At 71.1% G+C, this 21,011-nt stretch carries 13 protein-coding genes and 1 pseudogene; 5 read left to right on the top strand and 9 right to left on the bottom strand.

Translation table 11 applies throughout. The annotated features are described in order from the left end of the window. Nucleotides 1-40: 40 nt before the first annotated feature. Nucleotides 41-1,489 carry an argininosuccinate synthase gene (argG, locus tag AC6JBM_RS34505; RefSeq protein ID WP_350615168.1) on the bottom strand — a complete coding sequence of 483 codons (1,449 nt, stop codon included), beginning with the start codon at nucleotides 1,487-1,489 and terminating at the stop codon, nucleotides 41-43. Between the two features lie 250 nt (nucleotides 1,490-1,739). On the opposite strand from argG, the gene AC6JBM_RS34500 reads away from it, so the two are divergent. The 3 genes from AC6JBM_RS34500 to AC6JBM_RS34490 are packed head-to-tail and all read left to right on the top strand — an operon-like array spanning nucleotide 1,740 to nucleotide 9,999. Further along, complete coding sequence (locus AC6JBM_RS34500; protein ID WP_497978161.1) at nucleotides 1,740-8,738, top strand: ricin-type beta-trefoil lectin domain protein; 6,999 nt, start codon at nucleotides 1,740-1,742, stop codon at nucleotides 8,736-8,738. A gap of 12 nt (nucleotides 8,739-8,750) precedes the next feature. Continuing rightward, on the top strand, nucleotides 8,751-9,446 hold the full coding sequence (locus tag AC6JBM_RS34495) for a DUF3592 domain-containing protein (protein ID WP_497978160.1): 696 nt from the start codon (nucleotides 8,751-8,753) through the stop codon (nucleotides 9,444-9,446). Nucleotides 9,447-9,489: 43 nt separating this feature from the next. Next, nucleotides 9,490-9,999 (top strand): DUF302 domain-containing protein, encoded by a 510-nt coding sequence (locus AC6JBM_RS34490; RefSeq protein WP_497978159.1) that lies wholly within the window; start codon nucleotides 9,490-9,492, stop codon nucleotides 9,997-9,999. On the opposite strand, the gene AC6JBM_RS34485 is transcribed toward AC6JBM_RS34490, so the two are convergent. From AC6JBM_RS34485 to AC6JBM_RS34450, 8 genes are all read right to left on the bottom strand, one after another. Further along, complete coding sequence (locus AC6JBM_RS34485; protein ID WP_497986574.1) at nucleotides 9,978-11,789, bottom strand: glycosyltransferase; 1,812 nt, start codon at nucleotides 11,787-11,789, stop codon at nucleotides 9,978-9,980. The genes AC6JBM_RS34490 and AC6JBM_RS34485 overlap by 22 nt on opposite strands. Before the next feature lie 160 nt (nucleotides 11,790-11,949). Continuing rightward, complete coding sequence (locus AC6JBM_RS34480) at nucleotides 11,950-12,657, bottom strand: uracil-DNA glycosylase (RefSeq protein WP_497978158.1); 708 nt, start codon at nucleotides 12,655-12,657, stop codon at nucleotides 11,950-11,952. 125 nt (nucleotides 12,658-12,782) lie between these two features. Next, complete coding sequence (locus tag AC6JBM_RS34475) at nucleotides 12,783-14,066, bottom strand: NHL repeat-containing protein (RefSeq protein ID WP_497978157.1); 1,284 nt, start codon at nucleotides 14,064-14,066, stop codon at nucleotides 12,783-12,785. A gap of 246 nt (nucleotides 14,067-14,312) precedes the next feature. Next, nucleotides 14,313-14,657, bottom strand: a complete 345-nt coding sequence (locus AC6JBM_RS34470) for a type II toxin-antitoxin system PemK/MazF family toxin (RefSeq protein WP_497978156.1) — start codon at nucleotides 14,655-14,657, stop codon at nucleotides 14,313-14,315. Beyond that, complete coding sequence (locus tag AC6JBM_RS34465; protein ID WP_497978155.1) at nucleotides 14,654-14,929, bottom strand: hypothetical protein; 276 nt, start codon at nucleotides 14,927-14,929, stop codon at nucleotides 14,654-14,656. The genes AC6JBM_RS34470 and AC6JBM_RS34465 overlap by 4 nt, the downstream gene beginning before the upstream one ends. Before the next feature lie 53 nt (nucleotides 14,930-14,982). Then, complete coding sequence (locus AC6JBM_RS34460) at nucleotides 14,983-15,582, bottom strand: MBL fold metallo-hydrolase (RefSeq protein ID WP_497978154.1); 600 nt, start codon at nucleotides 15,580-15,582, stop codon at nucleotides 14,983-14,985. Then, nucleotides 15,579-16,247 carry a maleylpyruvate isomerase N-terminal domain-containing protein gene (locus AC6JBM_RS34455; RefSeq protein WP_497978153.1) on the bottom strand — a complete coding sequence of 223 codons (669 nt, stop codon included), beginning with the start codon at nucleotides 16,245-16,247 and terminating at the stop codon, nucleotides 15,579-15,581. The genes AC6JBM_RS34460 and AC6JBM_RS34455 overlap by 4 nt, the downstream gene beginning before the upstream one ends. 10 nt (nucleotides 16,248-16,257) lie before the next feature. Continuing rightward, on the bottom strand, nucleotides 16,258-16,692 hold the full coding sequence (locus AC6JBM_RS34450) for a hypothetical protein (protein WP_497978152.1): 435 nt from the start codon (nucleotides 16,690-16,692) through the stop codon (nucleotides 16,258-16,260). A gap of 93 nt (nucleotides 16,693-16,785) precedes the next feature. Between AC6JBM_RS34450 and rsgA the strand changes: the two genes are divergently transcribed. Next, complete coding sequence (rsgA, locus tag AC6JBM_RS34445; RefSeq protein ID WP_497978151.1) at nucleotides 16,786-17,817, top strand: ribosome small subunit-dependent GTPase A; 1,032 nt, start codon at nucleotides 16,786-16,788, stop codon at nucleotides 17,815-17,817. A gap of 128 nt (nucleotides 17,818-17,945) precedes the next feature. Further along, nucleotides 17,946-20,912 (top strand): annotated as a pseudogene (uvrA, locus tag AC6JBM_RS34440) (excinuclease ABC subunit UvrA); the annotation flags it as partial. Between the last annotated feature and the right edge of the window lie 99 nt (nucleotides 20,913-21,011).

The raw sequence follows: 21,011 nt of genomic DNA, 5'->3' as shown, positions 1-21,011 counted from the left end.
CCCCCTCCGCGAGGAGGGCGATGCCCGGCGCCGGTGCGTGTCAGTCGGTGCCGAACTCCATGGCCGCGTTGTCCAGGGCCTCGGCCTCCTCGGCGGCCGGGCCGCCCGAGGCGATCGCGGCCGCGCCGCCGGCCGGCATGGCGCCCAGCAGGTCCGCGGACGGGGTCTGGTTGGCGCCGATGAGCATCGGGTGCGGGCTGCCGATCACGTTCAGCGTGACGTACTGCTCCAGCTTCGCCCGCGAGTCGGCGATGTCCAGGTTGCGCATGGTGAGCTGGCCGATGCGGTCCACCGGGCCGAACGCCGCGTCCTCGGTGCGCTCCATCGACAGCTTGTCCGGGTGGTACGACAGTGCGGGGCCCGTCGTCTCCAGGATCGAGTAGTCCTCGCCCCGGCGCAGGCGCAGCGTCACCTCGCCGGTCACGGCCGAGCCGACCCAGCGCTGCAGGGCCTCGCGCAGCATGAGCGCCTGGGGGTCGAGCCAGCGGCCCTCGTACAGCAGGCGCCCGAGCTTGCGGCCCTCGTTGTGGTACGCCGCGACGGTGTCCTCGTTGTGGATGGCGTTGATCAGCCGCTCGTACGCGGCGTGCAGCAGGGCCATGCCCGGCGCCTCGTAGATGCCGCGGCTCTTGGCCTCGATGATGCGGTTCTCGATCTGGTCGGACATGCCGAGGCCGTGCCGGCCGCCGATCGCGTTCGCCTCCAGCACCAGGTCGACGGTGCTGGCGAACTCCTTGCCGTTGATGGTGACCGGGCGCCCCTGGGCGAAGCCGATGGTCACGTCCTCGGACGGGATCTCGATGGACGGGTCCCAGAAGCGCACGCCCATGATGGGGTCGACGATCTCGATGCCCGCGTTGAGGTGCTCCAGCGACTTGGCCTCGTGGGTGGCGCCCCAGATGTTGGCGTCGGTCGAGTAGGCCTTCTCGGTGCTGTCGCGGTACGGCAGGTCGTGGGCCAGCAGCCACTCCGACATCTCCTTGCGCCCGCCGAGCTCACCGACGAAGTCGGCGTCGAGCCACGGCTTGTAGATGCGCAGGGCCGGGTTGGCCAGCAGGCCGTACCGATAGAAGCGCTCGATGTCGTTGCCCTTGAAGGTCGAACCGTCGCCCCAGATCTGCACGTTGTCCTCGAGCATCGCGCGCACGAGCAGCGTGCCGGCCACGGCCCGGCCCAGCGGGGTCGTGTTGAAGTAGGCCCGGCCACCGGAGCGGATGTGGAACGCGCCGCACGCGAGCGCGGCGAGGCCCTCCTCGACGAGGCTGGCCCGGCAGTCGACGAGGCGGGCGACCTCCGCGCCGTACGCGGTGGCGCGGCCGGGCACCGAGGCGATGTCGGGCTCGTCGTACTGGCCGAGGTCGGCCGTGTACGTGCACGGGATGGCGCCCTTGTCGCGCATCCACGCGACGGCTACCGAGGTGTCGAGACCACCGGAGAAGGCGATGCCGACACGCTCACCGGCAGGCAGGGAGTTGAGGACCTTGGACACGACTCAAGCATATACGACCGAGTGCATAACCATGCAAGCCTTCGGTGGGTGCAATTCGGGCACTACCTTCGGTCATGTCAAACTGTGATCTGCGACACATTGATCGTGGCCGCTGCAAGGTGAATCGGCCCGGGGTGCTCCGGCGTCCGGCACCCACCGTCATGGCAGTGATACGAGGCTATTTTTCGATGCCACCCCGCCAGTAGCGTTCCGCGTTGCAACACGGCATCTCACCAACACGGGGGTATCGATGTCTGCTGCTGCTCGCATCCGGCTGCGCTCCTGGCGCCCCCGCGGATTCTCCGCGGTCGTCACCGGAACGTCGCTCGCCCTGGTCACCATGCTGCTCACCGGGATTCCGGCGCACGCCGCGCCGAAACGGGGGATCGGCGACGAGGCCGGCGCGCCCTCGCGGTCGGTGCCGGTGTCGAAGGTCCCGGCCAGAGAACCGATCCGCACCGACTCCAACGCCCGGCGCACCCACGACGCGCCGCCGTCCTCCTGGCCCGTCGCCGGGTCGGCCGACACCGACAGTGGCGGCGCCGGCGTGCAGCCGGGCGGTCTGCCGGTGCGGGTGACCGGCGACGGGAACGCGGATGCGGCGCCGCGGACGCGGGCCGAACTGTCGGCGGCGGGCCGGGTGCCGGTGCGGGTGACGGTCGCCGATCAGGGCGTGGCCACCGCCGCCGGCGTGCACGGCGTCGTCCTGCGGGTGTCGCGCTCGGACGGCCGGGCCGAGCGGGCGAGCGTCGGGCTGACGGTGAGCTACGCGCAGTTCGCCAACGGCTACGGCGCCGACTACGCGTCGCGGCTGCGGCTGGTATCGCTGCCCGCCTGCGCGCTGACGACGCCGTCGGCCCGGCAGTGCCAGGCGCAGACGCCGGTGACGGCGGTGAACGACACCGCGGCCCGGACGTTGACCGCGCAGTCGGTGCCGGTCGGCGGTGCCGCGACGATCCTGGCGATCGCATCCTCGAGCGACGGCTCGTCCGGCAGCGCGCAGTGGACGGCGACCGACCTCTCGCCGGCGTACTCCTGGGCGTCGGGCACCGCGGGCGGCGACTTCACCCTGAGCTATCCGATCAAGGCGCCGGCCTCGCTGGGCGGTCCCGCGCCGGATCTGGCGTTCAACTACTCCTCCGGCAGCGTGGACGCGAAGACGGCCGCGAAGACGGGCCAGTCCTCCGTGGTCGGCGAGGGCTGGGAGATGTCCGGCGCCGGGTACGTCGAGCGCGCCTTCCGTTCCTGTGTCGACGACGGCGGCACGTCGAACGACATGTGCTGGGTCTCCGGCGACTCGATGACGATGGTGCTCGGCGGCCGTTCGGTGCGGCTCGTCAAGGACGCCAACGGCTGGCACACGAGCATCGACGACAAGTGGCGGGTCGAGCAGGTCTACGACTCGACCTCGGCCCACAACAACGCGGTCAACGGCGAGTACTGGAAGGTCACCGCGACCGACGGCACCCAGTACTACTTCGGCAAGCTGCACCGCTACGTCGGGGACACCGCGGACACCGCCTCGGTGCAGACCGAGCCGGTGGTCGGCAACGCCACCGGGGAGCCGTGCAACACCAGCCCGGGGAACATGTGCCAGCAGGCATACCGCTGGAACCTCGACTACGTCGTGGACCCGCGCGGGAATTCGATGACGTACTTCTACTCGAAGTTCCTGGGCTCCTACGGGGCGAAGAACAACACGTCGGTGCAGCCGTACGACCTCTCGGCGCGGCTGGAGCGGATCGAGTACGGCACCCGGGCGGGCTCGGAGGCTTCGGCCGCGGCGCCGACGCAGGTGCTGTTCGGCTACAGCGAGCGGTGCTGGAACAACTGCAACTGGCACACCTCCGGCTACGCCGATACCCCGATGGACCTCTACTGCGACCTGGGCGCCTCCTCGTGCGCGAACGCGCTCGCGCCGATGCACTTCACGCGGTACCGGATGTCGTCCGTGACCACGCAGGTGCGCTCGGGCTCGGCGTACCGCAACGTCGACAAGTGGGACATGGACCAGACGTTCCTGTCCGACCCGAACAACATGACCCCGCCGAACCTCGCCCTCACGGCGCTGACCCACACCGGCTACGCCGCCGACGGGGTCACGGCGCTGGCGGAGCCGGCCGTCACCTTCACGTACACGGCGAAGGAGAACCGCACCGACTGGAGCGCCTCGCTGGGGATGGCGCCGTTCATCCACTACCGCCTGGAGACGGTGGCCAACGGCGTCGGCGGGCAGACCGTCGTCAGCTACCTGCCGACGGACTGCACGAACGGCTGGCCGAAGATCAACGACGACAGCAACCCGTACCGGTGCTTCCCGCAGTACTACAAGCCGCCGGCGGCGCCGGCCGGCTGGGGCTGGTTCAACAAGTACGTGGTCGGCTCGGTCACCGAGCAGGACCTCACCGGCGGCTCGCCCGACGAGGTGACGTCCTACGACTACTCGCTGGACGGCTCCAGCGACACGTCGCTGTGGGCGCACGACGACGTCGACATGGCCAGCGTGAACCTCACCTCCTGGGCGGACTGGCGAGGCTACCCGACCGTGACCGTCACCGACGGCGCGGTCAGCGGGCAGCAGACCGTCAGCAGGACCGTGTACCACCGCGGGCTGAACGCGGACGCGAAGAAGGACGGCAACGAGACGGGCACGCTGTTCGGCCAGCGCCCGACGTACACCCTGGACGCTCTGCAGCAGGCCGAGGAGGTCCCGGTCGGCCTCTCCGGCGGTGGCGGCCCCGGCAACGGCGGGCTCTGCCTCGACATCATGAACGGGGTGAACGCGGACGGGACGACGCTGCAGACGGTGGCGTGCAACAACCTGCCGTGGCAGCAGTGGCTGCACGTGCCGCCGGGCCTGTCCAGCTACCCGTATCCGAACGCGCTGCTGAACCCGATCACCGGCAAGTGCGTCGACGTGAAGAACAGCGGCACCGCGAACGGCACGCAGGTGTGGCTGTACACCTGCAACGGCGGTGCGGCCCAGCGGTGGCTGCGCCAGCCGGACGGCACGATGAAGAACCCGAACTCGGGCAAGTGCCTGGACGTGGCCGGGACGAACATCGCCGGCGGCGGCACGATGCAGATCTACGACTGTGCGGCGCAGTGGAACCAGGTGTGGATGCCCACGGGCAAGGGCGAGTGGGTGCAGTCGCAGGCGGTGCGGTGCGCGGTCGCGGCGAGCACGGCGGACGCGGCGCAGATCCAGAACCAGATGTGCGGCGTCAACCCCGCGAACCAGACGTGGCAACTGCAGCGCGACGGCACGGTCGTCAACCCGGGCTCCGGCAAGTGCCTGGACGTGGCCAACGGCCTCACGGCGGCCGGGACCCCGGTGCAGCTCTACCCGTGCAACCAGTCCGCGGCGCAGCAGTGGGTGGCGCAGGCCGATGGCAGCCTCAAGGGCGTCCCCTCCGGCCGGTGCCTCGACGCCGGGGCGACCGCGGCCTACAACCAGGTGCTCGTCATCAACAACTGCACCGGCGCGCTGAGCCAGAAATGGGTCGGCCGCACCCAGGACCATCAGGCGCTCAACGGCCAGATCCGGGCGAGCTACACGATGAACGGCGGAGCCGTGGACGCCGTCACGGTGCATCGGTACACCACGCCGCAGACGGGTTCGCGGGCCGCGATCGTCAACCCGGCGGCGACGCTGTACGCGTTCATCACCCGCGAGAACCAGACCAAGACCGCCACCTGGGTCGCCGCGACCGGCAAGTGGCGCTGGAGCCACGAGGACAAGTCCTTCGACGGCTACGGCCTGCCGACCGACGTGAAGGACTGGAACGAGCTCGGCAACAACGACGACAACGTCTGCACCCACACCGACTACGCGCACAACGACACGGCGACGAAGTACCTCATCAACTTCCCGTCGCAGGTCGTCGTGACGGACTGCGCGACGACCCCCGGCCCGAACAACTACCTGCAGGGCACCCAGACCCTGTACGACACCGGCACCACCGTCGGCGCCGCCCCGACCGCGGGCCTGGCGACGAAGGTCAACGCGCTGGCGAGCGTCACCGGCACCACGCTGTCCTGGACGCAGGACAGCCGCAGCACGTACGACCCGTACGGGCGGCCGCTGAACCAGTACGACGCGCTCGACGCCCTGCAGACGACGATCGCCTACACGCCGGTGACCGGTGGGCCGGTGACGGCGTCGAGCTCCACCGACAGCCTCGGCCACAAGGTCACCACCGGGTTCGAGCCCGGCCACGGGTCCGTGGTGTCCATCGTGGACGCCAACCTGAAGACGACCACCGCGCAGTACGACCCGCTGGGCCGGCTGACGAAGGTGTACAAGCCGCACAACCCGAGCCTCGCCGTGCCCGACATCGAGTACGCGTACACGGTGAGCGGCAGCGTCCCGAACGACGTCGTCACGAAGGTCCTCGGGCCCAACGGCAACCAGATCGTCAGCCACCAGCTCTACGACGGGCGGCTGCGGACCCGGCAGCAGCAGGAGCCCGCGGCGCAGGCCAAGGGCGGGCGCATCGTCACCGACACCGTCTACGACGCGCGCGGCCTCACCGCGAAGCAGACCGTGTTCTGGAACAGCACGGCTCCGGGCGGGACGCTGCTGTCCTTCGCCGACACCGATTCCGGCATCAAGAACCAGCACCGGTACGCGTACGACTTCCACGAGCGCCTGACGGATGACGCGCTCTACTCGTCGAACGTGCAGCAGTGGCACACCGCCACCGGCTACGACGGGGACCGCAGCTGGACCCTGCCCCCGGCCGGCGGCACCGCGACCCTGCGCCGTACCGACGTCAACGGCAACCTGATCGAGCTGCGGCAGTTCCTCACCGGCGCCCCGCCGAACGGCACGGACTACCGGGCCACCACGTACGTCTACGACCAGCTCGGCCGCCTCACCAAGGTCATCGACCCGAGCTCGGCGCAGTGGACGCGGGTCTTCGACAAGCGCGGCCGCATCACCTCCACCAGCGACCCGGACAAGGGCGGCACCACCTTCGTCTACGACGACACGGGCCTGCTGACCACACAGACCGACGCGCGCGGGAGCATCTCGTACAAGTACGACAGTGCCGGCCGCAAGACGGGCGCCTACGACGGCGTCGGCACGAGCGGCTTCAAGCGGGCGGCGTGGGAGTACGACACCCTGCAGAAGGGGCAGCTCACCTCCACGACGCGGTACGTCGGCAGCGACGCGTACACCTCGACCGTCGGCTCCTACGACGACGGCTACCACCCGCTGTCGGTGACCATCGGCATCCCGCTCGCGGCCGGCCTGCCGAGCGGGATGTACACCGCCGGCACCGCCTACAACGCCGACGGATCGGTCGCGTCGAACACCTACCCGGCGGTCGGCATCGACCTGGCCGCCGAGACCGTCTCCTACGGCTACGACGACACCGGCCGGCTGCTCACCGTCGGCGGGCAGGACCCGTACGTCGCCGCCACCACGTACACGAGCCTCGGCGCGGTGACCCAGCGCGTCCTCGGCTCGGGGACGAAGAAGGTCCGCCAGACCACGCTCATCGACGAGGCCACCGGACGGCCGACGACCACCTCGACCGAGACCCAGAACCAGTCCGTGACCACCAACTGGGACGAGCGGCTCACCGAGCAGTACGGCTTCGACAACGCCGGCAACCTCAAGAGCGTCAAGGAGACGTCGGCCGCGTCACCCGCGCCGAGCCAGTGCTTCAACTACGACGCGCTGCAGCAGCTCACCGAGGCGTGGACGACGACCGCCGCCGCCTGCCAGGCCACGCCGACGCAGCCGGTGGTCGGGGGCGCGGACGCCTACTGGAGCAGCTACGCCTACAACAGCGCGGGCGGGCGCTCGAACGAGGTCGTCCACTCGGCGAGCGGCGACCTGAACCGGGCGTACACCTACCCGGCCACGGGGCAGGTCCACACGCTGAGCAACGTCCAGCGCAGCGGCTCCGCCACCGGCAGCGACACCTTCGGCTACGACGCGACCGGCAACATGACCAGCCGCACGGTCGCCGGCCGGCCCGCCCAGACGCTGGCGTGGGACGCCGAGGGGCTGCTGAGCTCGGTCACCGACAGCAACGGCGTCACCAGCTACATCTACGACGCGAACGGCAACCGCCTCGTGGCCAAGGATCCGTCCGGCGCCACGGCCTACCTCGGCGACTTCGAGGTGCGGCTGGCCGGCGGGAACCTCACCGGGATGCGGTACTACCGGGCGGCCGGGCAGACCGTCGCCAGCCGCACCTCGGCCGGCCTGACCTGGCTCAGCGGCGACCTGCACCGCACCGCGGTGCTCGCGGTCAAGGCCAGCGACCTCACCGCCACGCGCCGCAAGCTCGACCCGTTCGGCAACCCGCGCGGAGCCGACCCGGCCTGGCCGAACTCGCGCGGGTTCGTGGGTGGCACCCGCGACGGGACCGGCCTGACGCACCTCGGCGCGCGCGAGTACGACCCGACGACCGGGCGCTTCATCAGCCGCGACCCGATCTTCCAGTTCGACGATCCGCAGCAGACCAACGGGTACGGGTACGCCGCGAACAACCCGACGACCGCGCACGACGCCTCCGGGCGGTCGACCTGCCGCGGCGACGAGGACTGCGCCGACGATCCGTGCCGGGGCAACCCGTCCTGCCACGCCGGCAAGACGCCGCCGCCTGCGCCGCGGTGCACGCAGTACGACACCAAGTGCAAGCAGCCGCCGAAGCAGGACCCGAAGCAGGACCCGAAGCAGCCGGCGAAGCCGAAGCCCCCGGCGAAGCCCCAGATTCCGTCGTGGCTCAAGTGGGCGGCCGAGCAGGTCGAGTACTGGGGCAACCTCGTCTCGAACATCCTCGGCCTCATCCCCGGGTTCGTCTGTTCCTTCTGCGCGGTCGTGAGCCTCGTGCTCAACCTGCTCGTCGCGCTCGCCCAGGTCATTCTCGGCAAGATCTTCGACGCCATCGTCACGGTGATCACCGCCGGCCTCGGCGTCCTGTTCGGCGGCCTCTCCCTGCCCAAGGCCGGCCAGCTGACCGGGGGCCTGACCGGGAAGATGGCCGACATGTTCGTGACCCGGCTGATCCGGCAGGGGGAGGTGGCCTTCGAGCGCACGTTCACCAAGGTCGACGGGAAGTACGTGGTCAAGACCGTTCGCAGCGGGTGGTACAAGCGCATCGAGAAGTACATGGACGTGTTCGCGTCCGCGGGCGGGACGATTTTGAGCGCCGCCGGCCAGCTGGTGCAGGATGAGCATGACCAGAAGGGTCCCTGGACGCCGGTCGACGGCGAGGACGACGATTAGCGGAGGCGGCCCATGCGGCGCGTGGCGCTCGGGTTCCTGATCGCCGGGGCCGCGCTGCTCCTGCTCGGGATCGTCGCGGCCGTGGACTGGTACACGGGCCCGGACCGGCGGGTGCGCGAGGGCGTGCCCGTCCCGGCCCTCGTCGAGCAGGTCGGCACCTGGGGCGGCGCGAGGACCGGCGGCGCCTGGGTCCGGGTCGCCTACCAGATCGACGGCGTGACCCACCGCGTCGGGCTCGGCACCACCTCCGACGACGCCGGCGTGGCCAAGGGCGACATCATCACGGTGTACGTGGACCGCGACGACCCGGAGCGGGTCGTCACCGGCACGGGCCTGGTCAGCGACTACCGCCGCGGGCTGCTGCCGCCGGTCCTGGTTGCCGCCGGCATCGTGGTGATGGGCATCGCCGCGCCGCGGCTGCGCCGGCGAGCGCCCGCCGCCGCGGTACCGGGCGCGCCGGTGGGCGCCGGTGCGGGGCGGCCCGAGCCGCCGGTCGAATTCGGGTACGCGATGCCCGGGTACCGCGCCGACCTCGTGGACCTGCTGCTCGTCCGCGTCCATCGCGCGCTCGGTGAGGCTGGGGGCTCCGGCCCTGCCGCCGCCCTGGCCGCCCTGCGCCAGGCCGACCTGCCGACGGCGCCGCGTGGCTACCGCCGGGACCAGGTCGACCTCTACATCCGGCAGCTCCTCGCCGAACTGGAGGGATGAGCGCTTCGGGGTTTCGCTCGCCGAGCCGGGGTAGCGCACGGCGGTGACGTGGGAAGCTCGCCGGCTCGTGATCGAGGTCGGCGCATCGTTTGACGAGGCCGTCGCGCGGTACGAGGCGGCCGTTCCGGGATATCCGGCCGGCGAGATCGAGGGGCTCGCCGACTGGGAGCAGGTCAGGACGCTCACGGACCGGGTCGCCGTGAACGGGTTTCTGATCTACTGGCGGTTCGCGGCCGACCGGCTCATGGGGATCGCGGGGAACCCGGCGCGCTGCCGCGTGTACCTCATGGGCAATCACCTGCTCGCCGAGCGCATGTATCGGCACGACCCGGCCGCGATGCTCCACGCGCCGCTGCGGACGGTCATCTCGCAGGCGGAGGGGGAGGCGGTGCGGTTCGCGATCGAGCAGCCCAGCCGGCAGTTCGCGTCGTTCGGGATACCGGAGATCGCGGCGGTCGGGGTCGAGCTCGATCGCAAGCTCGCGGTGCTGCTCGAGCGGCTGGGCTGGCCCGTCCCGGACGGGCTCGGGGGTCAGGCCGCGCGGGTGATCTGATCGTGCATGGTCCGGCGCGCCTGCTCCATGCGGATGCGGCGGTCGGCGCGCGGGTCGGTCAGCGTCGCGACGATGGGCTCGCCGATCACGATGACCATCGTGGGCTTGCGGCGCAGCAGCCGGGCCGGGCCCGCCGGCGGCCGGAAGCGGATCGACAGCGGCACGACCGGCACGCGGGCCTGCGCCGCCAGGTGGAATGCGCCCTGTTTGAAATCGCGAAGACCGGTGTCGTACGGCCGCAGCTCACCCTCCGGGAAGAAGTGCACGATCCGTCCCTGCGCCAGGAACAGCTGCAGCTCGGAGAAGAACGCCGGCAGGCCCGCCGGGGTGCGCGGCACCGCGATGCCGCCCAGGAGCCGCACGAGCCCGCCGTACCAGCGGTTCTCCAGGTTGATCGGGGCGGCGGTGAAGACGGGGCGGCGCGGGAAGACCGCCAGGCCGACGAGCACGCTGTCCAGCAGGTGCACGTGGTTGCAGATGGTCAGGGCCCCGCCGGTGCGGGGGAGCCGCTTCTCGCCCTCCGTGCGCACGCCCAGGATGACGCGGGTCCACAGGAACAGCAGCGGGATCGCGACCGCGTAGTAGAAGGCGTTCGACACCAGGCGGAAGACCCGGCCGCTGTACCCCGAGGGCGCCTCCCACGCGCGGCCCGCCCGGTCGTAGACGCGCTCGATCGCCTTGACGCTGCGCTCGACCGTGTACAGCTCGGCGTAGCGCGCGTACGTGCGCGACGCGGCGGCGAGGGCCTCGGGGTCCTCGATCCAGGCGTCGATCCGCTCGGCCAGCGAGGCCGGGTCGCCGGCCCGGAACAGGTTGGCCGGCTCCAGCGCGAACTGCCCGGTGGCGCTGCGCCGGCTGTCCGAGATCACCGGGACGAGCCCGCACGAGAACGCCTCCATGCAGGACAGGCCCTCGATCTCGACGTCGGAGGCGTGCACGTACAAATGCGCGTGCTGGATGAGGTCGACCAGCTCCGCCTGGCCGTGGTAGCCGAACCGCGCCGGGACCGGGAGCCGCGCCGCCATCCGCCGCAGCCGCGCCTCGCGGGGCCCGTGCCCGGCGAAGGTGACCTCGACGCACCCGGCGTGGCGCGATCGGCGGACGGCCCGGATGAGCACGTCCTGGCGCTTCTCGGGGGAGAGGCGCCCGACCATGAGAATGCGGAACGGCTCGCCGGGCGCGCGCTCGCGGGCCGGACCGGGCCGGAACGCGCCGCCGACGCCGTTGGAGATGACGTGCAAGCGGGCCCGGTACCCGTGCTGGCGCAACTGCGCCGCGATGAACGTCGACGGGCAGTGGATGTCCGTGAAGCGCCGATAGAACAGCAGGCGCAGCAGGAGGTACACGAGATGGGCGGCGGGCGGGAACCGGCCCAGCCCGATGTTGTACGTGATGTTCTCGGGCTGGATGTGGAACGCCGCGATCGCCGGCACCCCGAGCCGCCGGGCGACGCGCTCGGCCGCCCGCCCGAGCGGCCACGGCTGGTAGATGTGCACGACGTCGGCCCCGGCGATCGCGGCGACGAGCGTCGCGCGGACGGGCTTGGCGAAGAGCGTGTGCTGGCGGTGCGCGAACCGGCTCGCGATCGGCACCACGAGCTCCGGCACCCGGTGGAACTCGACGCGCGACCCGGCCGCCGCCTCGCCGCACGCGACCACGCGCACGGTGTGCCCCCGCGCCACGAGCGTCTCGGCGAAGCGCATGGCCGAGATCGTGGTGCCGTTGTTCGCGACGCCGAACGTGTCGATGACGAGCGTGATGACCATGGCCGCCCCGCGAGCCGAGCTCATGATGGACACGCGGTGCAACGCATCCCGGCGGGTCAATCTTCCCGGCGGTCGCTCACTGCCGTGGCATCGCGGGGGATCAGCGGACCAGCGTCGTCCCGGCGGTCGCTCACTGCCGTGGCATCGCGGGGGACCAGCGCACCGGCGTCGTCCCGGCGGTCGCTCACTGCCGTGGCATCGCGGGGGACCAGCGCACCGGCGTCGTCCCGGCCGCCGCGAGCGCCGCGTTGATCCGGCTGAACGGGCGGCTGCCCAGGAAGCCGGCCGGGTTCATCGGGCTGGGGTGCCCGGCTCGCAGGACGACGTGCCGGGCGTTCGTCACCAGCGGCGCCTTCGCCTTCGCCGCCGCGCCCCACAGCACGAACACGACCCGGTCCGCCTTGTCGTTCAGGGCCCGGATCGTCGCGTCGGTGATGTTCTCCCAGCCGCGCCCCTTGTGCGAGTTGGAGGTGCCGGCGCGGACGGTCAGCACCGCGTTGAGCAGCATCACGCCCTGCCGGCACCACGCGGTCAGATCGCCGGACGGCGGCGGCTCCACCGCGAGGTCGTCGCGCATCTCCTGGTACACGTTGCGCAGCGACGGCGGGACCGGGACGCCGGGCGGCACGCTGAAGCTGAGCCCGTGGGCCTGCCCCGGCCGGATGTACGGGTCCTGGCCGAGGATGAGGACCCGGGTGTCCGCGAGCGAGCACAGCCGGTACGCGGCGAAGATGTCCTGCTTGCGCGGGTAGACCACGGCGGAGCGGTACTCCTCGACGACGAACGACGACAGCGCGGCGACGACACCGGCGTCGACGTGCGGCGCGACCGCCTCGCGCCAGTCGTCGGGCATGAAGTCCAGCAGATACACGGGCTTCGCGGTCGCGGTCATGGGCGCACAAGCTACCAGCCGTGAGGTCGCTCTGGAATCGATAGCCGGCGGTGGTCATGAGCTGACTCATGTTGGCTCAAGGTGAACCGCGCGCCTCGCCGGTGCGGGGCGCGCGGTTCGCCGGATCAGTGCAGCAGTTGAAGCTGGTTGTCGGTGTCGTCGACGAAGTAGACGCCGAGGCCGAGCGGTGCGACGGCGAGACCGAACAGGGCGCCGGCGCCGAGATCGTCGAGGGTGCGGAACGCGATCTGCCGCCTGAGCAGCGGGCTGGTCTCGACGATGTTCCCGTCGCCGCCGTTCACCGTGAGGATGTTGCCGTTCGGGGCGATCGCCAGCCCGAGCGGACCCGACAGGTGGTTGCCCTCCGTGACGGTCTTGCCGGTGCCCGCGCTGTTCTTGCGCAGGACCGCGTTCGGGATGGCCGCGATGCGGCTGTTGACGGTGTCGGCGACGTACAGGGTGCCGTCCCAGCCGAGGCCGACCCCGGTCGGACCGATGATCAGCGCGTCCGGGTCGGTCTGCTCCGTGAATCCGGAGCCGATGGTGGTGACGTCGCGCAGCTGCGGGGGATCGTTCCGTTCGACCTTCAGCGACAGGCGCAGCACGGTTCCCTGGTTCGTGGTGGGTGGCTGGCCGCCGACGATCCCGTTGAGGACGTTGGTGACGAAGAGGTCGACCGACGCGCCGTTGTCGCGTGCGGTCATGTCCCACGGGCCGTTGATGCCGCGTCCGGCGAACGTCTCGCGGACCGTTCCCTTGCTGTCGAGCACGATCAGGCAGCCGGCCTGAGCGGTCGCGGAGGTGCCGTCCGCGGTGGGCAGGCTGCCCACGATGACCCAGCCGGTACGGAGCACGACGAGCGCCGTGGTCAGTCCGACCCCGCCCGGGCAGTCGCCGGGCAACTTGCCGGCGTCGATCTGCGCGAAGAGACTGACGTGGCCGTCGCGGCTGATCTGTACGATCGTCGTACCGAGGCCCTGCTTGTTGTCGGCGTTGTTGAAGTTGCTGACCAGTACCTCGCCCGTGCGCAACTTGTCCTTGCTGACGGGGACCACCGCCACGCCGTACGGGTTGACGTCGCCGTTTGCCGGCACGGTCGATGCGATGACGTCGGTATTCTTGAACCTGTTGATGAACGCCAGGCCGGAGAACCAATCGTCCGTCGAATTGGCGTTGGCGCCCGGAGCGAACGCTCCGACGGCCAGTGCGGCCACTGCCGCGCAGACGACCGCCTTGACTGCGAACCTCACGACTGTACGTGCCTTTCCTGTAAATGGATCGCCTGATTCGGACGGCCGGACTCGAATGGATTCCACGGCCGCCCGAAGTGCGCGGCCGTCACCGTGTACGCGGCGGAACGGGGCGCTCGCGACGTGGCCTTCCCGGGCACGGATCGGCGGAAACACCACCCCTCGGGTGGTGCGATATACGCGGATTGCGCGCTAAGGAACGCCGTACTCGCGCAACAGCCGTGCAGTCCGATTTGCCGAGGCACGTCGGACGGGGCTGTGAGAGGACTCGTGCGCGAGGTAGTGATCGCCGCGGTGTGGGGGCTGTCGAACGGCGAGTCGCCATGGGCGGCGAGCAGACGGGCGTTCGGCGCCGATCGTGGAGTTCTTGCCGTGGCCCGGATGGAACGTGACCTCGCAACAACCTCAGAGGTCGAGGAAGTACCGCATCACCTTGCGGATCTCCGTCAGCTCGTCGGTGCTGACCTGACCCAGCCGGCGCTGCAGGCGGCCGGTGTCGATGGATCGCAGGTCCTCCGGCCGCGCGAAGCTGACCCGGCGGAGCCCCGAGCCGCGGCCGCCGTCGATCGCCGGCTGGGTCACCAGGCCGCGGTCGTGGCTGGTGAGCGGGACCACGATCGCCATATTGATCGGCAGCGTGTTGAGCCCGTTCGACGACACCACGACGACCGGCCGCCGGCCGCCTTGCTCGTGCCCTAGCGTGGGATCGAGTTCGGCAAGCCAGATGTCGCCGGTGCGGATGTCGCTCACTCCCACCAGCCGGCCTCGTCGGGGGCGCGCAGTGCGTCACGATTCGTGCCGGCCTGCCACGATCGCGACTCGGCCCGGTCTGCTGCCCAGGCGTCGGGCTCCTCGTCGCGAAGTCGTTCGAGTTGCTGCCGTGCGTGCTCGAAGAACGCTTGACGCTCCAGGGTTTCGGTGGCCTCGGCGAGAAGGGCGCCCATGGTGGTGCCACGCTTGCGCGCCAGAGCGGCCAGCCGATCTCGGATGGCGGAGTCGACCTTGATCGTGGTGGCGCTCATACTGTGCAGTCTACCGTGTGGTATACCAGTCGCTGGCTGTCGTACCGATGCGCTCACCAGCCGCGGGCGCGCCATTCCTCCAGGGAGGGGCGCTCGGCGCCGATCGTGGACTTCTTGCCGTGGCCGGGATAGAAGGTCACGCCGTCGTCGAGGCGGTCGAAGAGCTTCGTGGTCACGTCGTGGATGAGCGAGTCGAAGTCGGCCTTGTTGCCGTGCGTGTTGCCCACGCCGCCCGGGAAGAGGCTGTCGCCGGTGAAGAGGTGGCCGCCCTCGCCCGCGTAGTACAGGGCGATCGACCCCGGCGTGTGCCCCACGAGGTGGATGACGGAGAGGGCGCAGTCGCCGACGTGGAGGGTGTCGCCCTCGTGCAGGTGGCCGGTCACGACCGGGATCTCGGGGGCGTCCGCGGGGTGGGCCAGGGACTGGGCGCCGGTCGCGTCCACCACGTCCTGCAGCGCGAACCAGTGGTCCCGGTGGCGGTGCGTGGTCACCACCGCGCGGATGCCGCCCGGCTCGATGAACCGCAGCAGGCGCTCGGCGTCGTTGGCGGCGTCGATCAGCACCGCGTCGCCGTCGGCCCGGCAGCGCAGGAGGTATGCGTTGTTGTCCATCGGCCCCACGGAGATGGACGAGATCTCGAGTCCGGTGCTCATTTCCAGGCCTCCAGGTCGGGCAGTGCTCCGGTCAGTTCGGCGCCGTCGCCGCGGCCGGTGAGCCAGGCGGCGAGCGCGTGGACCGGGCCGCGCACGGTCGCGGCGCCGGGGACGGCGAGCAGGACGGTGCCGTCGGGGGCCTCCAGGGTGGCCGCGCGCGGAGTGGCCGGGTCGTGTAGGAGGCGCAGGGGGAAGGCCTCGGGCCAGTCGGCCGGTCGGTACGCCGCGTCCAGGTCGACGTGGTGCAGCTCGACCTCGCAGAGGCGGGACCAGACCAGGCGGGCGGCGGGGATCTCGGTGCCGGAGGGCATGGTCACGACCGTGGACCACGCCTCGGGCGGCATCGCGTCGATCGCTGTCGACAGGCGGGTGGCGGACGCGGCCAGGTCGGCCAGCTGGACCGACGGCGGGCGGGGAGCGCCCGCCTCGATGTCGGCCTCGCGGGCCTCGGGGCTCGCGTACGCCGGGGTGCGCGTCCCGGTGCGGGCCCACGTCAGGAGGTTGACGTAGGCATCGGCGTTGCGGGCCAGGTGGGTGACCACGTGACCCCTCGTCCAGCCGGCGCACAGGGAGGGTTCGTCCAGGGACAGGGACTCGACGGTGGCGAGCAGGCGCTCGGTGGCGCGCTCGAGCTCGGGGGTGAGGACCAGCGGATCGGCGGTCACGCGCTCCACACTATCGCTGCCGCACCCCGACCGCGGGCGGCAGGTCGCCGACGGCCCAGTGCAGCTCGTCCTCCCAGTCGGCGACGCTGAGGTCCACGGACTCGAAGGACAGGCGGGCGCCGATGGGCTTGCCGAGGTACCCCGCGAAAAGATCATGCACCACGACCAGCCGCTGCCCGACCGCGAACGCCGCGGGGTCCGCGCCCGCCGCCGAGCGCACCTCCAGGCGGCCGTAGATGCCCATGTCGGCGTCGATCCCGCGCTCCTCGACGATCACGTCCAGGATCTCGTCCTCGGCGCCGACGTGGAAGCCGTAGCACGCGCCGCCGAAGGTGAGCCAGAACCGCATCAGCGAGTCGTCCTGCCCGGGGGAGACGTGCCACTGCACATCGGCCCGCTCGAGGCGGAGTCCGACGGCACCGGCCAAGACATGCGAGGGGAGCACGTCCCCGACCATAGCCCCGATATTCGGTTTCGCGTTGCGGACGCGCTACCTACCGTGGGTTTCCGAACGTCCGTTCGGATTGGAAGGACTACCGTGAGTATCGATCTGTCGGCCCTCGGCTGGGACGACGGCTTCGCCGAGGCCTTCGGGCCCTTCGCCGTGCCCGGGCAGCGGCCCGCGCGGGTGAGCCGCGTGGACCGTGGTGTCTGCACCGCGCTCACGGCGGGCGGACCCGTGCGCGCCAGCGTGGCCGGTGGACTGCTCGCCCGGGCCGTGCGCGACCCCGGCGCGCTGCCGTGCGCGGGGGACTGGCTGGTCGTGCGCGACTGGCCGGACGGGCGGCTGACGGCGGAGGCGGTACTGCCCAGACGCACCGCCATCGTCCGCGCGACGGCCGGCGAGGAGTCGTTCGGGCAGGTGCTCGCGGCCAATGTCGACGCCGTCGCGGTCGTCGAGCCCGTCGACCCGTCGCCCGACCTCGGGCGCATCGAACGCCTGCTGGCGCTTGCGTGGGAGTCAGGGGCACAGCCGCATCTGGTACTGACGAAATCCGATCTGGCCGCCGATCCCGAGGCGATCGCCGCGCAGATGCCGGGCCGGGCCTCGGGCGTCGCGGTGCACGCGGTCAGCGCGCGGACCGGGCTCGGCCTCGCCGCGCTGCGCCCGCTCGTCGCGCACGGCCGCACGCTCGGGCTGCTCGGGCAGTCCGGCGCGGGCAAGTCGAGCCTCGTCAACGCGCTCGCCGGGGCGCCGGTGATGCAGACGCGCGCCCTGCGCACAGACGGACGCGGGCGGCACACGACCACATATCGGGCGTTGATCCCGATGCCGGAGGGCGGCGCGGTGCTGGACACGCCCGGTGTCCGGCTGGTCGGCATGTTCGACACGGTGGCCGGCCTCGACCGGGCGTTCACGGATGTGACGCTGCTCGCCCAAAGCTGCCGGTTCCAGGACTGCCGCCACGCTGACGAGCCCGGATGCGCCGTGCGGGCGGCCGTCGAGGACGGCGAGCTGAGCCCGCGCCGATACGCGAGCTGGCAGAAACTGCAAAAAGAGCAGAAGCTGGCAGCGGTACGCCGGGTGCGTCGCGAAAGCCGCGAGCGCCGCCGTCCGGCCCGGGGCTAGCTGGGCCGCTTCCCCCGTTCGAGGTCCCCTCGCGCGGGCGGCGGCCAAAAATGTCATACCCCCTGGCTAGAGTTGTCGGCTGGCACCGGGACGGTGTTCCAACCGGACGAATACTGCCAAGGGGAAGCATGTCCGACCGCTTGATCATCCGTGGCGCACGGGAGCACAACCTCCGCGACGTCAGTCTTGACCTGCCGCGCGACGCGATGATCGTGTTCACCGGGCTCTCCGGCTCGGGCAAGTCGAGCCTGGCGTTCGACACGATCTTCGCCGAGGGTCAGCGGCGTTACGTGGAGTCGCTGTCGTCCTACGCGCGGCAGTTCCTCGGCCAGATGGACAAGCCCGACGTGGACTTCATCGAGGGCCTGTCCCCGGCGGTCTCCATCGACCAGAAGTCGACCTCGCGCAACCCGCGCTCGACGGTCGGCACCATCACCGAGGTCTACGACTACCTGCGGCTGCTCTACGCGCGCGTCGGCGAGCCGCACTGCCCCGTCTGCGGCGAGCTGATCACCAAGCAGACGCCGCAGCAGATCGTCGACCGCGTCCTGGCCATGGAGGAGGGCACCCGGTTCCAGGTGCTCGCGCCGGTGGTGCGGGGGCGCAAGGGCGAATACGTCGACCTCTTCGCCGAGCTGCAGTCCAAGGGCTACGCCCGGGCGCGCATCGACGGCGTCGTGCACCCGCTGACCGAGCCGCCGAAGCTCAAGAAGCAGGAGAAGCACACCATCGAGGTGGTCGTCGACCGGCTCGCGGTGAAGAAGACGGCCAAGCAGCGGCTCACCGACTCGGTGGAGACCGCGCTCAAGCTCGCCGCCGGCATCGTCATCCTCGAGTTCGTCGACCTGCCCGAGGACGACGAGCACCGCGAGCGGCTGTTCTCCGAGCATCTCGCGTGCCCCAACGAGCACCCGCTGTCGATCGAGGACCTCGAGCCCCGGTCGTTCTCGTTCAACGCGCCCTACGGGGCCTGCCCCGACTGCACCGGCATCGGCACCAAGAAAGAGGTCGACCCGGAGCTGATCATCCCGGACCCGGAGCGCACGCTGCGCGAGGGTGCCATCGCGCCCTGGGCCACCGGGCACACGCTGGACTACTTCCTGCGGCTGCTCGAGGCGCTCGGCGACGAGGAGGGCTTCACGCTCGACACCCCGTGGCGGGCGCTGTCGTCGCGGGGCCAGAAGGCGATCCTGCACGGCTCCGAGGACCAGGTCCACGTGCGGTATCGCAACAAGTACGGCCGCGAGCGCTCCTACTACACCGGCTTCGAGGGCGTGGTGCAGTGGATCGAGCGGCGCCACGCCGACACCGAGAGCGACTGGTCGCGGGACAAGTACGAGGGGTACATGCGCGACGTCCCCTGCGGCACCTGCGGCGGCACCCGGCTCAAGCCCGAGATCCTCGCGGTGACGATCGCCGGGCGCAGCATCGCCGACGTGTGCAACCTGTCCGTCGGCGAGTGCGCGGAGCTGCTCGGCGCGATGGAGCTCACCGACCGGCAGAAGATGATCGCCGAGCGGGTGCTCAAGGAGATCAACGCCCGGCTGCGCTTCCTGGTCGACGTCGGCCTGGACTACCTCTCGCTCGACCGGGGCGCCGGCACGCTGTCCGGCGGCGAGGCCCAGCGCATCCGGCTCGCCACCCAGATCGGCTCCGGCCTGGTCGGCGTGCTCTACGTGCTCGACGAGCCCAGCATCGGCCTGCACCAGCGGGACAACCACCGGCTCATCGAGACCCTGGTGCGGCTCAAGAAGCTCGGCAACACGCTCATCGTGGTCGAGCACGACGAGGACACCATCCGCACCGCCGACTGGATCGTGGACATCGGGCCCGGCGCCGGCGAGCACGGCGGGAAGGTCGTGCACAGCGGGCCGTACGAGGGGCTGGTGGCGACCGAGGAGTCGGTGACGGGGGCCTATCTCTCCGGCCGCCGCAGCATCCCGACGCCGCAGATCCGCCGGCCCCGCACGCCCGGCCGCGAGCTCGTGGTGGTCGGCGCACGCGAGCACAACCTGCACAACCTGACGGTGCCGTTCCCGCTGGGCCAGCTCACCGCGGTCACCGGCGTCTCCGGCTCCGGCAAGTCCACGCTGGTCAACGACATCCTGCACGCGGTGCTGGCCAACACGGTCAACGGCGCGCGGCTGGTGCCGGGGCGGCACACCCGCATCTCCGGGCTCGACCTCGTCGACAAGGTCGTCGGGGTGGACCAGTCGCCGATCGGGCGCACGCCGCGGTCCAACCCGGCGACGTACACCGGCGTCTTCGACAACATCCGCAAGCTCTTCGCGGAGACGACGGAGGCGAAGGTGCGCGGCTACGGCCCGGGCCGCTTCTCCTTCAACGTCAAGGGCGGGCGCTGCGAGGCGTGCGCGGGCGACGGCACGATCAAGATCGAGATGAACTTCCTCCCCGACGTGTACGTCCCCTGCGAGGTGTGCAAGGGCGCGCGGTACAACCGGGAGACCCTCGAGGTGCACTACAAGGGCCGCACCATCGCCGAGGTGCTCGACATGCCGATCGACGAGGCCGAGGGCTTCTTCGAGGCCATCCCGGCGATCCACCGCCACCTGAAGACCCTGGTCGACGTCGGCCTCGGCTACGTGCGCCTCGGCCAGCCCGCGCCGACCCTCTCCGGCGGCGAGGCCCAGCGGGTGAAGCTGGCCTCGGAGCTGCAGAAGCGCTCGACCGGGCGGACGGTGTACGTGCTCGACGAGCCCACCACCGGCCTGCACTTCGAGGACATCCGCAAGCTGCTGATCGTGCTGCAGGGCCTCGTGGACAAGGGCAACACGGTGATCGTCATCGAGCACAACCTCGACGTCATCAAGGCCGCGGACTGGATCATCGACATGGGGCCGGAGGGCGGTCACAAGGGCGGGACGGTCGTCGGCGCCGGGACGCCGGAGGAGATCGCGGAGCTGCCGGAGAGCTACACGGGGCAGTTCCTGCGGCACACGCTGGGGCTGCCGGGCGAGGCCGGCGGCGACTCGGCGGCTCGCGACCGGGCGGCGCAGGCCAACGGGGCCAAGCCGGTCGCCGCGCCACGGAAGACGGCCAAGGCTGCGGCCCCCACCAAGGCTCCCGCCAAGGCTGCGGCCAAGGCGGCTGCTCCGGCCAAGGCCGCGCCGGTCAAGGCGGCCGCCGCTGCGAAGAAGGCGGCGCCGCGCAAGACGGCGGCGAAGAAGGCGGCG

It is taken from the genome of Dactylosporangium thailandense (assembly GCF_059739745.1).
This window is presented reverse-complemented; position numbering and strand designations above follow the sequence as displayed.

Excerpts from the sequence above, each read along its gene's own strand:
- AC6JBM_RS34500 (WP_497978161.1), top strand. The coding sequence starts at position 1,740 with ATGTCTGCTGCTGCTCGCATCCGGCTGCGCTCCTGGCGCCCCCGCGGA.
- AC6JBM_RS34495 (WP_497978160.1), top strand. The coding sequence starts at position 8,751 with ATGCGGCGCGTGGCGCTCGGGTTCCTGATCGCCGGGGCCGCGCTGCTC.
- AC6JBM_RS34485 (WP_497986574.1), bottom strand. The coding sequence starts at position 11,789 with ATGAGCTCGGCTCGCGGGGCGGCCATGGTCATCACGCTCGTCATCGAC.
- AC6JBM_RS34480 (WP_497978158.1), bottom strand. The coding sequence starts at position 12,657 with ATGACCGCGACCGCGAAGCCCGTGTATCTGCTGGACTTCATGCCCGAC.
- AC6JBM_RS34465 (WP_497978155.1), bottom strand. The coding sequence starts at position 14,929 with ATGAGCGCCACCACGATCAAGGTCGACTCCGCCATCCGAGATCGGCTG.
- AC6JBM_RS34460 (WP_497978154.1), bottom strand. The coding sequence starts at position 15,582 with ATGAGCACCGGACTCGAGATCTCGTCCATCTCCGTGGGGCCGATGGAC.